Origin of the sequence: Paludisphaera sp., from assembly GCF_037189885.1 — a bacterium.
Classification (GTDB): Bacteria; Planctomycetota; Planctomycetia; order Isosphaerales; family Isosphaeraceae; genus Paludisphaera.
Window position 1 is genome coordinate 87,747 of the sequence record NZ_JBBCIR010000023.1, and the last position, 14,497, is coordinate 102,243.

Sequence of the window (14,497 nt, forward strand, 5' to 3'; positions counted from 1 at the left end):
GGAATGATCATGCCGACGACCGTGGAACGATCGAGGCCGGCGGCCGGCACTCGCGGGGCCGAGGGTCGCATCGTCCTCGCGGGCGTCTCCTGGGACCAGTACGAGGCGCTCCTCGACCTGTTCAAGGACCAGCCCCTCCGCCTCTCGTACGATCGCGGGACGCTCGAACTCATGACGCCGCTCTCGCTCCACGAACGGTACAAGATGCTGATCGGCCGGATGATCGACGTCATGACGCTGGAGTGGGGGATCCGGATCGTCGCGGCCGGGTCGACGACCTTCCGGAGCGAGGCGGTCCTGAGGGGGATCGAACCGGACCAGTGCTATTACCTCGCGAACGCCGCGAGGGTCGCCGACTGGGGCCGCGTCGACCTGGACGTCGACCCGCCGCCGGATCTCGCCGTCGAGATCGACGTGACCAGCGATTCCGCCTTCCGCCTGGGCATCCACGCCGGTCTGAAGATCCCGGAGGTCTGGCGGTTCGACGGCGAGGCGTTGCGGGTACTCCGGCTGGATGGCGACGCCTATCGGCCCGTCGCCGCGAGCGTCGTCCTCCCCTCGGCCCCCATCGCGGAGATGACGCGGTTTCTCATGCGGTACAACATGGGCGACGACACCGCCTGGACGCGCGAATTCCGCGACTGGCTCCTGAAGACGATCCCCGCCCCGAGGGAGGGCTGAACCGATGGCCGCGTTCGTGGGGATCGACCTGGGGACGACGAATTCGGCCGTGGCGCGGCGGAACGCCTACGGGCGGCCGGAGGTCGTGCCGAATCGCGAGGGGGCGAACATCACGCCCTCGGTGATCTACTTCGGGACCGACCCGCCGGCCATCGGCGAGGAGGCCAAGGAGTGGGCCCGGCTGGGCGACGCCGAGATCGCCAGCTTCTTCAAGCCCCACATGGGGAACCCGCTCTATCAGCTGGAGTTCCACGGCAAGACATACTCGGCCGCCGACCTTTCGGCGCTGGTCCTGAAGCGGCTGAAGGAGGACGCCGAGGCCGCGATGGGCGAGGTGGTCGACCGCGCCGTCATCACGGTGCCGGCCTACTTCGGCGACGCCCAGCGCAAGGCGACGATCGCCGCGGGAGAGGCCGCCGGGCTCCGCGTGATGCGGATCATCAACGAGCCGACGGCCGCCGCCCTCGCCTACGGCCTGAACCGCTCGGCCGACGTCGAGGAGACGGTACTCGTCTACGACCTGGGGGGCGGCACGTTCGACGTGACGGTCGCGCGGATCTCCCCCGGCGACGTCGCCGTCCTCTCCACGGCCGGCGATCACGACCTCGGCGGCAAGAACTGGGACGACCGCATCGCCACCTACCTCGCCGAGAAGTTCGCCGAGGAGACCGGCCACGACCCGCTGGACGACCCCGTCGCCCTGAACGAGGTTCTGGTCCGCGGCGAGCAGGCCAAGTGGACGCTCTCCGAGCGGTCCTCGGCGCGTGTGACGCTCCAGCTCGGTACGCATCGGAAGACCTTCGAGATCTCCCGCGGCGAGTTCGAGGCCATGACCGCGCCGCTCATGGACCGGACCCGCCGGCTCACCGAGGAGGCGCTCGCGGAGGCGGGGCTCGACTGGCGTCGGCTCGACGGCGTGCTGCTCGTCGGCGGGTCGACCCGCATGCCGATGGTCCGCTCGTACGTCGCGGACATGGCCGGCAAGCCGCCGCGCGCCGGCGTGAACGTCGACGAGGTCGTCGCGCTGGGCGCGGCGGTCCAGGCCGCGACGGAGGCCGGCGAGGAGATCGGCGACGCCCGGCCGACGTTCACACTCGGCTCGGCCCCGCCGCCGCGCAGGGTCGTGGACGTCATGTCCCACAGCCTGGGCGTGGTCGCCGTCTCGGCCGACGGCAAGTCCTACGTCAACGACGTCGTCATCCGCCGCAACGTCCCCATCCCGGCCGACCAGGTCCGCTCCTACATGCACGCGACGCATGGAGGCGCGAACACGCGACTGGAAGTCTACCTGACCCAGGGGGAGAGCGCCGCGCCGCTGGACTGCGCGATCCTGGGCAAGTACGCCTTCGAGGGGATCGCCGCGACCGACGCCGAGGTGGCCGTGGACGTGGGCCTCTCCTACGACGCCGACGGCGTGGTCCAGGTGCGCGCCGTCCAGCGCGACAGCGGCCATCGCCTGAAGATGACCGTGGAGCCGGTCCCCGACGACCTGTCGTGGCTCGCCGAGCCTCCCCGGGCGGCGGAGGAGGTCGCCGCCGGCAAGACGCGCGTCATGCTCCTGATCGACGGCTCCTCCAGCATGATGGGCGAGCCGCTGGCCGAGGCCCAGAACGCCGCGCGCGAGTTCCTCGACCGCTGCGACTTCACCAGGATGGAGGTCGGCCTGATCTCGTTCGCGTCGCACGTCGCGATGCAATGCGGGCTGACGAACAACGCCCGGCGGCTCTCCGCGGCGATCCACCGCCTGGAGGCCGAGGGGAGCACGGCCCTGGCCGACGCCCTGGAGATGGCCCGCGGCGCGCTGGTGGCCGACGACGCCAGGCGTTACATCGTCCTGCTGACCGACGGCTTCCCCGACGCCGCCGAGGCGGCCGTCGAGCAGGCCGAGGCGGCGAAGCGGCAGGGGATCGAGGTGGTCGCGATCGGCATGGGCGCCGCCGACTCCGAATACCTCGCCCGGCTCGCCAGCGGCGAGGCCGCGTCGATCTTCGTCCACGGCGGCGAGCTGGTCCAGACCTTCGGCCACATCGCCCGCGTCATCGCCGAGGGGGGCCGCTCGATGCGGATCATCGACCGATGAGCACGACGGCCGAACCGCAACCTTCGACGCGTCGCCCCTCCCCCGGCCGCCTCGCCGCGAGCGTCCGCCAGGCCTACGACCTGGCGATCGCCGGCGCGCTCGGGGCGCTCTTCGGGCTCTACCTGTACGTCGAGACGGTCGACGCGAAATCGGTCTACACGCGCGACGCTCTGGCCGGAGCGATCATCGGCGGGGCGACCGGCTTCCTGCTCAACGCCTGGGGCCCGCTCCGCGACGGCTCGTGGCGTCGCGCCGCGCTGGCGACCGCCCGCGCCACGCCCGCGTCGGCCGTCGGCGGGGCCGTCGGCCTGGTCCTCGGCGAGTTGGTCATCGGCTACTTCCAGGGGGGGCTGATCGGCCGCGCCTCGTCGTGGGCGGTGCTCGGCCTGGGGATCGGGCTGGGGCAGGGGATCGCCGACCGCTCGTTTCAGAGGCTGTTATACGGGCTGATCGGCGGGGCCCTCGGCGGGTTCGTCGGCGGCCTGTGCTTCGAGGCCCTGCGCGTCGCGCTGGGGAACCGCTTCGGACTGAGCCAGGCGCTGGGGATCGTGATCCTGGGCGCGGGGCTGGGGCTGTTCCTGGCGCTGGTGGAGCAGGCGTTGCGCCGGGCGTGGGTCCAGGTCGCCAGCGGTCGGCAGGAGGGTCGGATCTATCTGCTCGCTCGTTCCGTCTGCCGGCTCGGGCTGGACGAGCGCGCCGACGTCGGCATCTTCGGCGACTCGGCCGTCGAGCGGTCGCACGCGGAGATCGTCCGCCGGGGCGACGCCTACGTCCTTCGCGACATCTCGCGCTCCGGCGCGACCCGCGTCAACGGCCGCGGCGCCCCGAGCGAGACCCGCCTCTCGGACGGCGACCGGATCGAGCTTGGCAAGACTTCCATGATCTTCCGACGGCGGTAGCGAACCATGCCCGTGACCGCGACCAACACGCGATGGAGCCTGGAGATCGCCAGGGGCCGAGAGCCCGGCCGGCGGTATCCGCTCGACCGCGGCGAGACCACCATCGGCAACGCCCCCTGGACCAAGGCCCATCTCAGCCTGGGAGACCAGGAGGGGGACACCCCGCGCCGGATGGCCGCGAGGCAGGCCGTCGTCGCGAACGCCGGGGAGCGTCTCGCGATCCGGGATCTCGACAGTCCCGGCGGCACGTTCGTCAATCGCCAACGCCTATTCACGAATCAGGAGCGAGTCCTCGCCCCCGGCGACGTGATCCAGGTCGGCGCCGTCCAGCTCGTCGTGCGGGCCGAAGCGGCGGAGCCCCCCGCCGAGAAGAGGCCGGCCGCCCCGCCGAAATCGGCCGCCCCGCCCCCGAAACCCTCCCCGCCTCCTCCGCCCGTCGCGCGGACCGGCCCGCTCGCCGCGCCCTACTCATTCGCCGACGGCGCGACGTGCCGGACCTGGGACGATTTCCTGACGCTCTCGGCCCAGCGCTGGGCGATGGTCCGGGACGACCTGGCGGCCGGGCGTATCGGCGAGCACCTGAGGCGGCAGGGCCGAAGCGACCTGCTCCCGCGTCGCGAACCCGGCTGGTCGCCCGACGACGTGCTCGACGACTGGCTCGGCCGCCTGCCGACGACGATGCCGAGCGGGCCGGAGCTGGACGTCCTCGCCGCGGAGCTGACGGTCTCCGCGGGCGCGGCGGGGGGCGTGACGCGGCGGCCGTTCCGCGTGGCGAACGTCGGCCATCGCCTGCTCCGGCCCGTCATCGCGATCGAGCCCGCCCCCGGCTTCGCCGGCGCGATCCGCGTGGCTCGCGAGCCCGTCGGCCCGATCATCGACGAGGCCGAGTACGTCGTGGAGATCGAGCCCCCCGAGGGCTCCGCGGGGGTCGACCTCGGCGCGGTGGTCGTGAGCGCGGGGGGCGTCACCAGGCGCGTCCCCGTGCGCGTGGAGCGCCCGCGGGTCGAGACGATCCCGAACGGGCCGACCGATGCCCCCCCCGGATGGTCGCCGGCCGAGCCCATCGGCGCGGGGCTCTCGGGCGTCTCTGGATGGCGACGGCTCTGGCTCTTCCCGCTCGTCGTCCTGGCGATCCGGGGGCTGGTCGGGCTGGGGGCGAGCTTGCCCTACGTAACGCCGGGGGGGGCCTTGAAGCTGGCCGGCGCCGCGACGCTGCCAACGCTCGCCGGGCTGGTGGTCGGCTGGGGGGCCGGCATGCGGGGGGGCTTTCGCGACGCCTTCGCCTCGGCGTTCGCCGGCGCGGTCGTCGCGCTGCTGGCCTCGGCGCTCGTCTTCGCGACGATCCAGAGCGTCGAGGGGGTCTTCGGCTCCCCGGCCGTCTCGGCGCTGGCGCTGGGGTTCGGGCTGGCCGTCGCGTCGCTGGTCGTCTTCCCGGCGAGAGGGGGCGAAGGATGACGCGAGACTGGGAAAGATCAACGACTAGCATCCTTCTCCCCTCGTGGGAGAAGGTGGCCGAAGGCCGGACGGGGGGGCGACCGGCGCCGCGTCCCGCCGCCCGCGGGGGCTTTGAAGCCGTCGGCCTTCGGTCGCGTCCCCCTCATCCGCCCCTCCGGGGCACCTTCTCCCACCAGGGGAGAAGGGCTATCTTCACACTATGGCGCATCGCATTCCTCGCGCTGGCGGTCTCGGTCCCCCCCCCCGCGCGCGCCCAGGAGGCTCCGCCCGCGGCCGACGACCTCTCCGTCGTCGTGACCGGGACGAGCCAGGACGACTTCCCGCGCATCGGCGTGCAGTTCGAGCTGAGGCGCGAGGACGGGACGTTCGTCCGCGACGCGAAGCGCGAGGATTTCCGCGTCACCGAGGAGGGCTCGGAGCGGCCGATCCTGGAGTTCCAGGCTCCCGTCGCCACCGAGGAAGTCCCGACCACGATCGTCCTGGTCGTCGACCGCAGCGGCAGCATGAACGTGGAGGAGCGGCTCGAATCGCTCAAGGGGGCCGTGGCGCGGTTCGTGGAGCGGATGCCGCGCGGGTCGAAGGTCGCCGTGGTCTCGTTCAGCGCCCAGGTGGAACTCGCCCAGCCGTTCACCACCGACCGGCGGAAGATCCGCGCGACCGTCGACGAGCTGTTCGCCGACGGCCCCACGCGCTTCCACGACGCCGTCGCCGAGGCCGTCGACCTGCTCGCGAAGCAGCGCGGCCGCCGCGCGATCATCGCGCTGACCGACGGCCAGGACACCCACAGCACGACCGCGCTGGAGGACGTCGCCGCGCGGGCGCGCGAGCTGGGCCTCCCCATCTATACCCTCGGCCTGGGCGACGAGCGCGAGATCGCCGTGGCCGAGCTGAAGGCGCTGGCGCGGGCCACCCGCGCCGAGTATTACCCGGCGCGGAAGTCCGAGGAATTGCGCAAGGTCTACGAGGCCATCGCCGAGCGCATCGGCGCCGGCTACTCGCTGGCGTACCAGAGCGACCGCCGCATCCCCGACGGCACCCTGCGCCCGGTGGAGGTCTTCTACAAGCCGAGCCGGAAGGCCGGGACCACCGCCGTCTTCATCCCCGGCATGGTCGTGCCGGCCGGCGGCTGGTCCCCGCTGTTCCTGGCCCTCGCCGCGGGCCTCGCCGCGCTGGCGGCCCTGCCGTCGCGGCTCGGGCGTGGATCGGGCGTCAGATCGTGATCAGGTCATGCTTGACCAGCGTGCCCTTGCCTTCCAGCAGATAGGTCCCCAGGCCCAGCGTGCCGGCCAGGGCGATGTGCTGCGGGTGGCGGATGTCGAAGCCCTCCACGCCGGTCGGGTCGGAGGTGGCCTTGCCCGAGGCGGCGACGACCGGCAGCCCCTCCAGCTTCCGCTTGGCGTCGATCAGCCGCAGCTCGACGTGGTCCAGCGCCACCGGGTCGGTCGCGAAGAGCAGGGCGTTGTTGTCCCACGACCAGCGGCCGTCCTCTCGCGACATCGGCCCGCCGTGGTAGATCCCGCGCACGCCGTCCATGATCTGGAGGACGAACTTCGACCGCAGGGTCGGATGGGCGACGACCTGGGGGATGAACTGGCCGCAGGCGTTGGTGAAGCTGTTGGCGTGCGACCGCGCCACGTTGTTCACCGAGCCGTGGCTGATGTTCTTCAGCGCCCCGGTCACGCCGGCGGAGGCATGGTCCTTCAGGCAGGGGATCGACACCACCTTGTTGACCGTCTTCGTCAGCAGCCTGCCCAGGTGCGACCGGTACTGGCGGTCGTCCTTGGGGTCCTCGCCGTAGTGGACCAGGTCCATCTGGACGTAGGCGTCGCGGTCGTACCCGGCGATGGGGTCGTCCTTGAAGCCCTCGAACTCCATCTGGATCTGCGGGGCGCCGGTCGCCGTGAGGCCGCCCCAGCGGACGTCGGCCGGGAGGACGTCCTGATAGCGCGCCGTGACCATCTCGGAGCGGAACCGCTCGAAGACGAAGATGTCCTTCGTCTTCACGCCGGCGGCCTTCAGGCCCTCGATGGTCTCCAGCACCAGCTCGTGCGAGGAGAAGGCGTGGGGGTAGCCGTTGGGGACCACCTTGATCCCGACGACGTCTCCCGGTTCGAAGAAGGTCTTCCACGCCTCGACGGCGTCGTCGGCGCCGGTGAGCGAGGTCAGCCCGCGGTCGAGGCTCGCCTTGATGGCGTCGCGGTCCTTCCGGCCCTTGTGGATCATGGCCTGGTTTCGGACCTCGACGACGCGCCCGGGGTAGAGGCCGGGGAGGTCGAACTTGCTCGGCTCGACCTTCGGCCCGTGGGCCGTCGCGCCGGCCGTCGCCGCGGGGCCATCCCCCCGGGCCGACCCGCCGACGATCCAGGGCGACGCCGCCGCGACGGCCGCCGCCCCCAGGAATCCGCGTCGCTTCAACGTCCCGCACGGATATCGGTCGCTCATCGGGCTCTCGTCCTTGGAATTGAGGTGAGGAGGCGCCGGAGGCTGATCGAGATGGGCGTCGGCGGTCCAGGATAAGCCGACCCGTGGGGCGAAGTCCACCGCGTCTCGTCGTCAATTCCGCCCGTTGAAGTGCCTCAACAATGAATGCTCGCGCTGCGACGAAGGGCCCTGGGGCGAAGGGATCGGCGTCGGCGGGACCTGCTCCGCGGGGGGCGGCGCGGCCGGCGGCGTGGCGGGAGGCGCGGCCGGCGGCGCGAGCGACGGCGGGGGAGCGGCCGGCGCGAGGCCCATCGTGGCGATCGTGGCCGTGCCGCCGTGGGTCTGCGACGCTGGGCTGTGGATGACCGTCTCCTGGACGGTCCGGATTCGCGTCCGGCCGAGTTGGGAGAGCCGGTCGCCAACCCTGGCGAGGCCGGCGGCGAGCAGGCTCGGCCCCTTCACCTCCACGGTCGTCTTCGTGCTGGACGTCGGGACCGACACGGAAGTCCCGGTCACGCCGACGCCGGCGGCCACGGCGGGCTGGGGCGCGGGGGCCGCCATGTAGGCCGGCGGCGCCATGTACGCCGGCGGGGCCATGTACGCGGCGGGGGGGGCGGCGTAGGCCGGCGGCGCAGTCGGCAGGAAGAAATTCCCGGGCGCCGCCGGGGCGGGGGGGGCCGCCGGGGGCGGGGCGTAGGGGACCATCATCGCGTATGGGGGCGCGGCCGGATAAGGCGTCGGATAGGCCGGAGGATACCCGGGGGCGTACCCCGGATAGGCGGGAGGAGCCGCGGGCGGCGCGAGGGCCGGCGGCTGCGCCGGGGGCTCCTGGGCCGGCGGGGTCGACGGCCGCTGCGAGGACGCCTGGGCGAAATCGTACCCCGCCCGATCGACCGCGGGGTCCGGCCGGCTCGCCCGCGAGGCGGGCGGCGGGATCTCGACGCGCTCCGATCGCGGTTGGCCCGACGACGCCTGCCCGAAGCACGCCGACGCCGAGACCGAGATCGCCACGACCGCCAGGGCCAGGGCCAGGGGCAGGGCCGGTGGACGGCCCGGGGTCGTTCGTTTCCGCCCATCCATGGCGAGCACTCCTCATCGACACTCGAAAACATGATCGTCCGGACAACCGCCCCCGCGGGGCGATCAGCGGGCGCGCGCCCGAAATTCCTGGGCGTAGGAGGCGAACAGTCGCTGGAGATGTTCCTGATGGGCCTTGTCGAGCGGCTGGTCCCGCCCCTGGGGGCCACTCAGGTCCAGGCCCTCGCGACGCATCTCGACCACGACGTGATCCGTCAGCGGGGCGAAGATCGCCTCCGACCAGTAGCGCCGCCAATTCGGGTCCGCGGGGATCACGACGTCCAGCCGCCGCATCAACTCCGCGCTGAGGTCCGAGAAACTGGCGTATAGAGGTGCCCTGGCCGCGACGGACTCGAACGCGACGGCCGCCTGCTCCAGCGTCGCCCGGCCGGCCGCCGCGCCGGGCCCCTGGAGCATCCGGTCGATGGCGGCGGTCGTCGGGGCCGGGACGCCCCCGCCGAGGACGCCGGCCGGGACCTCGCCGACGGTGACGACGACCTCGTCGATGTCGGAGATGACCGCGACCTCCCCGCGGCACGCGGCGACCACCAGGCCGAAGCGATACGTCCCCACGGTCGTCGGCGTGAACGAGTAGTAGCACCCGTCCTGCGTGGACTGGTCGACCTTCGGCCCGGAGAGGAGGAACCACTTGAAGGTGGCGTCCCGAGGGGTGCTGGACCCGGCGTTGAGGGTGATCCGTCGCCCGACCAGGCCGATCTGATCGTCCCCCGCGTCCGCGCGAGGCGCCGCCGCCTCGCGCCGAGCCGGGGAGGCGGCCGGACGCGTTCTCGGCGTCGGCGGATCGTCGCCTCGCGCCCCGGCCGGCGCGAGCAGGATCGCCAGCGAAAGGACGCGAGCCCCCCAGGCGCGTCGGGCGGCCCGGCCCGCGTTGCGTCCCATAAGAGTCATCGCGGCCCCCCCGGAAGGAAGTCCGAGCCGCCGCCGCGTGGCCGTCCGGCCGCCGCTTCGAAGCCCGGCATAAGAAGACATCCATCTGGATCGACCGTCCCGGCCCGCGACTTGGGGAAAACCGCGCCATCCCGATAAAGCTCGCCCCCCGCGCCATCCGTCCCGGCCGGCCCCGCCTTCTTGGGATTCGTCCCGGCTCGCGGCGGGGGCGCCCCGATTCATCGTGTAAATTTAATCTCAAAATCCGCGGTCACGCGCCGGGCCCCCCCACGGAGGGGCGGGACGCCTCGCGTCGCATCCCGAACGGAGGCTTGCAGAAATGATCCGTAGTCGCCGATTCCCGGCCGCCCGCGCGGGGCTCTGCCTGGCGGTCCTCGGGGCGCTCTCGGCCGCCTCCCCCGCGAGCGCCGCGGGCCTCGACAAGCTGTTCCACACCTATTACAGCAAGACCACGACGAAGACCGTGGTCCACGGCCATCCCCCCGCGGCGGTCGCCGCCCCGGTCGCCGCCCCCGTCGCCGCGGCGGTCCCGTTCGCCTTCCCCGTCGCCGCCCCGGTGCCGACGCCGGTTTACTTCGCCCCGGCGACCCCGGTTTATTACGCCGCGCCGGCACCGGCCTACTTTGCGGCCCCGCTCGCCCCCACGGCCTACGCCCCGCCGATGGCGCCGGCATACGCCCCGCCGATGGTCCCGAGCTACGCCCCTCCGATGGCACCCAGCTATGCGCCCCCGATGGCCCCGAGCTACGCCCCACCCAGCCCGCAACGGCCCCCGGCCGGCCCCTCCGGCCAGCAGTGAGGCGGGCCCGCCGCCGCGAGATTTCCGGCCGCCCCGCCGCGTCCCACCGGCGGGGCGGTTCGCGTTTCGAACGCCTCGCCGGCATCCCGGGTCCGGCCTTGGACGAAGCCCCTTGCCCCATGGGCCGCGTCGATCTCGCTTTTTCAGGGGCCCGACTTGAAAATGGCTGGAAAAGTGAAACGATTAGGCAGCATGGAAAAACTGCCTAAGAAACGGCGACCAGCGTCGATCTCGGGTGGTCATGCCCCTGGGAGATTCACCTTGAGTCACGTAGCGCGTCTCTTGAAGTCGGCCGCGATCGTCGGGCCGCTGGTCGCATGCGGCCAGGCGTCGGCCGGCTGCTGGCATGGCCTCGCGTCTTGCTCGGCCTGCGCGACCTATCAGACCTGGGGGGTCGCACAGCCGGGTATGGCGCCGGTCTTCCCGGTCCTCGCCCCGGTCGCGGTCTATCCCTACCAGGCAACCCCCGCGGCGTGGGGAACCTCGAGCTATCCCCACCAGTCACCGGCCGCCGTCCCGTCGTCGCCGGGAGGCCTGCTCGACGATTGCGACGGCTACGCCCAGATGGCGCCGATCGCCGACTACTCGGCGCTGCTGAACAGCCGGATGCTGGCCGCCCACATCTACCAGAACCTCGGCAACGCCGCCCGGAAATACGGGATGCGCGTCGGCCTGGAACTGGCGACGATCATGTACCGGAACGCGACGAGGCTCGAGCCCACCGAGCGCGAGCTTCGGGTCCTCGAAATGATCGTCGCCCGGTACATCGGCGAGCGTGAAGCCGCCCCGACGCCGAACGACGGCGGCGAAGCCAGGAGGCCCGACCGGCCGGGCCACGGCAGGACCGTCACCGTCGTGGTCCCGCCGGACGTCGACATCATCCGGATCGAGATCGGCGACGCCTCCCCGAAGCCGCCGAAGCCCCGGCCCAAGCCCCCCAAGCCCAAGCCGAATCCTCCCACGCCCAAGCCCGACCCGGACGATGACACGCCGAAGCCCCCGGTGCCCGAGCCAGCCCCCGACTCCGAACCGGAACCGGAACCGGACGGACCGAACCCGCCCGACGACGGTGGAGGGGCCGCGAGGCCGAAGGGCCCCGGCGAGAAGGTCCTCTGACGGCGGAGGCTCCGATCAACGCCGGCCGAGCCAGCGCATCAGGCCGCCTCGCGAGGGCTCGGCCGGGGGGATCGCGGCGATCGGGACGCGAGGCGGCTGGGGGACGTACCGTGGCGGAACGCCCCCGCCGCCGCCGTTCGCCAGGTCGATCGACCGGACGTTGGCCTCGGTGACGTAGGGGTTCCGGCCGACCCATCGGGTCGCCTCGACCTCCATGAGGTTCAGGGGCGCGAAGAGGGCGTCGCCGTCGACGGCGATCCAGTCGCAGGCGTCGGGGCGGGCCAGGTCCACGCGGCCGTCGCGATCGTAGGCGAGGGTGTAGGCGTACCGCGCCACGCGGGGCTCGTCCCCCTCGCCGTTGAGGCTGGAGCCCGAGTTGGCCTCGATCTCGACGTCGACGCGCACGATCCGGGGGTCTCGCCCCGCCACGCCCGAGTAGCTCGCCGTGAACCGGCCGACGCCGTGGTTCCAGACCTCGCCCGTCGTGCCTCGCGGCGGGAACGCGCGCAGGTTCCCCAGCAGCGGGCGGCCCAGCCCGACGAGTTTGTCCTCCAGCAGCCGATGCACCGGCGCGACGAACGGGTCGCAGGGATCGGGCCCGGGGACCGGAGGCCCGGCGGGGATGTCGACGACGTGCTCGCCGATCCGATGGTTCGTCGCGTCCTCGCCGAGTTCCGCCCATAGGCCCTTCAATTCGTCGCTCGTGAGGCCGCTCTCCGGCGAGGGGACCGGCTCGTTCAGCATGATGGAGGCCACGGCCCCCCCCAGGCAATGCCCCAGCCAGCGCGCCTCGCCCTGGCTCTGGTCGTGCTCCGCCTCCCACGCCCGGGACGGGGTCCCGAAGAGCATGTCGTACTTCAGGAGCGGGCAGGGGGTTTCGAAGACCTGGCCGTCGGCCCCCTGGAACGTGGCGGCGTCGAACAGGTTTGGGAACCACGTCGACGTGTCGCCCGGCGGGACGTGGGTCTCCAGCAGGCCGTTGGGGCCGGCGCGGACGATGTCGCGGCCCGGCTCGATCGCCGCCCCGGGGGGCGCCGCCAGGACGTCGTCCCCCATGACCGCCGTCACGTCGACGACGCCGTTGCCCTCGGCCCAGGGCTCGTGGATCGAGTCGGCCTTGGTGGGCCAGTAGTAGAAGTTCCAGGGCTTGCGGGCGCTCCGCCCTTCCTGGACGAAGGCGGCGGAGACCTCGGCCCCCGGCTCGGCCCCGACGACCTCGAAGGTGTACCACCCCGGCGCGTCGGCGCCGACGTCCTCGCCGCTCGCGGTCGTCCGGCCGTCGGGCCCCTCGATCGGCCCGACCGCCCCCGAGGAGGCCGAGACCGTCAGCACGCCGCCGAAGCGGGTGGGGACGAAGACACCGAAAAGGCCGCGATCGCCTTCCAGCCGCTCCACGGCCCCCAGCGCCAGCGGGCGCAACGCGGGGCTCGTCCCAGGCTCCACGGCCGCCGCCGTCGACGCGACGACGAGGCCGAACGTCCAGGCCCACATCGACCGATTCATGACCCCTCCCCATCCCTGGGCGCGACAAATCCTCGCCATTACCTTCGGCCCGCGCGGGGAGCATGGCGCAGGGCGAACCGGCGCGACTCGCGGCCTATCCAGGCTTATCCCGCACGACCGGTCCCGCCGGACGGCCGACGGTTCAGGGGAGGAAGTATCGCCGTTCCTTCAGCCCGGGGGGGAGGCAGTCCATCTCGCCGCGGGCGTCCGGGTCGTCGTGGACGTAGCGGTAGCCCTCGCCGTAGCCGCTCGCCTTCATGAGCGAGGTCACGGCGTTGCGGAGGTGGAGCGGGACGGGCTCGCGGGCCGTGGCGGCGGCGTCGGCGGCGGCTGCGAAATAGGCCCGCTTGATGGCGTTCGACTTCGGCGCCAGCGCCAGCAGGATCGTCGCCTGGCTCAGCGGATACAGCCCTTCGGGCAGGCCGATCATCTGGACGACCTGCGCGGCCGACGCCGCCTGGACCATCGCCCGGGGGTCGGCCATGCCGATGTCTTCCGACGCGAAGATGCACTGCCGGCGCGCGATGAAAACCGGGTCGGTGCCCCCCTCGATCAGCCGGGCGAGCCAGTAGAGCGCGGCGTCGACGTCGGAGTTGCGCAGGCTCTTGATGTAGGCGGAGATGAGGTTGTAGTGCTCCTCGCCCCCCTTGTCGTAGGCGTAGCGGGCGCGGCCGAGGGCCTCGGCCATGGTGTCGCGGTCGACCGCGCGGACGCCGTCGGGGCCCGGCTCGGTGGCGAGGACGGCGGCCTCCAACGCGGTCAGCGCCACGCGGGCGTCGCCGGCCGCCCCGCGCGCCAGCCTCGCGAGTTCCTCGTCGGGGACGGCCGGATTGAGCCCGGCCAGCCCGCGCGCGGCGTCGGCCAGCGCCCGGCGGAGCAGCGCCTCGACGTCGTCGGGCGACAGCGGTTGGAGAGTCAGGACGCGGGCGCGGGAGAGCAACGCGGCGTTGACCTCGAACGAGGGGTTCTCGGTCGTCGCGCCGATCAGCGTGACCGTGCCGTCCTCCACGGCGGGCAAGAGCGCGTCCTGCTGGGACTTGTTGAAGCGATGGATCTCATCGATGAACAGCGTCGTCCGCCAGCCGCGACGGCGGGCGTCGCGGGCCTCGGCGACGGCCTCGCGCAGCTCCTTCACGCCCGAGAGGACCGCCGACAGCGGCACGAACTTCGCCCCGCCGGCCCTCGCCAGCAGCCGCGCGATCGTCGTCTTCCCCGTCCCCGGCGGCCCCCAGAAGATCAGCGACGGCAGCGTCCCCTTGCCGTCGACCAGCCGCCGCACGAGCCTGCCCTCGCCCAGCAGGTGCCCCTGGCCGACGTACTCGTCCAGGCTCCTCGGCCGCATCCTCTCCGCCAACGGCGCGTCGGCCGGTGCCGGCGCGGGCGCGCCCTCGCCCGCCCCCGGCTCGTCCCCCCGCTCGAACAACGAGCCCGTCGATTCGCGACCCATGCGAGCGTCCCACCCTTCCGCCGGCCTTCTCTCCCGTCTCTGTCCAGCCGTGCATTATAACACGGCGAGCCGGCCGGCTCCCGGGAGGAAATCGCGTCCCTCCCGTCGTC

At 72.7% G+C, this 14,497-nt stretch carries 12 protein-coding genes; 7 read left to right on the top strand and 5 right to left on the bottom strand.

The annotated features are described in order from the left end of the window. The first annotated feature begins 9 nt into the window (after nt 1-9). The 5 genes from WG209_RS09285 to WG209_RS09305 all read left to right on the top strand — a co-directional run bounded on the left by WG209_RS09285 (nt 10) and on the right by WG209_RS09305 (nt 6,335). Nucleotides 10-681, top strand: a complete 672-nt coding sequence (locus WG209_RS09285; protein WP_337174747.1) for a Uma2 family endonuclease — start codon at nt 10-12, stop codon at nt 679-681. Between the two features lie 4 nt (nt 682-685). Then, on the top strand, nt 686-2,761 hold the full coding sequence (locus WG209_RS09290) for an Hsp70 family protein (RefSeq protein ID WP_337174748.1): 2,076 nt from the start codon (nt 686-688) through the stop codon (nt 2,759-2,761). Beyond that, on the top strand, nt 2,758-3,660 hold the full coding sequence (locus WG209_RS09295; RefSeq protein WP_337174749.1) for an FHA domain-containing protein: 903 nt from the start codon (nt 2,758-2,760) through the stop codon (nt 3,658-3,660). Before WG209_RS09290 ends, WG209_RS09295 begins: the two co-directional genes overlap by 4 nt. Nucleotides 3,661-3,666: 6 nt before the next feature. Beyond that, nucleotides 3,667-5,115 (top strand): FHA domain-containing protein, encoded by a 1,449-nt coding sequence (locus tag WG209_RS09300; RefSeq protein ID WP_337174750.1) that lies wholly within the window; start codon nt 3,667-3,669, stop codon nt 5,113-5,115. A 293-nt stretch (nt 5,116-5,408) separates the two neighbouring features. Then, a complete protein-coding gene (locus WG209_RS09305) occupies nt 5,409-6,335 on the top strand; it encodes a VWA domain-containing protein (RefSeq protein WP_337174751.1) in 927 nt (308 codons plus the stop codon). Here the strand turns inward: WG209_RS09305 and WG209_RS09310 are convergent. The 3 genes from WG209_RS09310 to WG209_RS09320 all read right to left on the bottom strand — a co-directional run bounded on the left by WG209_RS09310 (nt 6,325) and on the right by WG209_RS09320 (nt 9,513). Next, nucleotides 6,325-7,557 (bottom strand): DUF362 domain-containing protein, encoded by a 1,233-nt coding sequence (locus WG209_RS09310; protein ID WP_337174752.1) that lies wholly within the window; start codon nt 7,555-7,557, stop codon nt 6,325-6,327. The two genes, WG209_RS09305 and WG209_RS09310, sit on opposite strands and share 11 nt — an antisense overlap. 111 nt (nt 7,558-7,668) lie before the next feature. After that, a complete protein-coding gene (locus WG209_RS09315) occupies nt 7,669-8,616 on the bottom strand; it encodes a hypothetical protein (RefSeq protein ID WP_337174753.1) in 948 nt (315 codons plus the stop codon). A 63-nt stretch (nt 8,617-8,679) separates the two neighbouring features. Then, nucleotides 8,680-9,513: a hypothetical protein gene (locus WG209_RS09320; RefSeq protein WP_337174754.1), complete on the bottom strand. Its 834-nt coding sequence runs from the start codon at nt 9,511-9,513 to the stop codon at nt 8,680-8,682. Nucleotides 9,514-9,841: 328 nt separating this feature from the next. Between WG209_RS09320 and WG209_RS09325 the strand changes: the two genes are divergently transcribed. Further along, the gene (locus WG209_RS09325) at nt 9,842-10,321 is read left to right on the top strand and encodes a hypothetical protein (protein ID WP_337174755.1); all 480 of its coding nucleotides are present in this window, start codon (nt 9,842-9,844) and stop codon (nt 10,319-10,321) included. A 261-nt stretch (nt 10,322-10,582) separates the two neighbouring features. Further along, on the top strand, nt 10,583-11,437 hold the full coding sequence (locus tag WG209_RS09330) for a hypothetical protein (RefSeq protein WP_337174756.1): 855 nt from the start codon (nt 10,583-10,585) through the stop codon (nt 11,435-11,437). 15 nt (nt 11,438-11,452) lie between these two features. Here the strand turns inward: WG209_RS09330 and WG209_RS09335 are convergent, their stop codons facing one another. Both WG209_RS09335 and WG209_RS09340 read right to left on the bottom strand, forming a co-directional pair. Then, nucleotides 11,453-12,940 (bottom strand): hypothetical protein, encoded by a 1,488-nt coding sequence (locus tag WG209_RS09335; protein ID WP_337174757.1) that lies wholly within the window; start codon nt 12,938-12,940, stop codon nt 11,453-11,455. A 142-nt stretch (nt 12,941-13,082) separates the two neighbouring features. Continuing rightward, nucleotides 13,083-14,387 carry a replication-associated recombination protein A gene (locus tag WG209_RS09340; RefSeq protein WP_337174758.1) on the bottom strand — a complete coding sequence of 435 codons (1,305 nt, stop codon included), beginning with the start codon at nt 14,385-14,387 and terminating at the stop codon, nt 13,083-13,085. Nucleotides 14,388-14,497 lie beyond the last annotated feature (110 nt).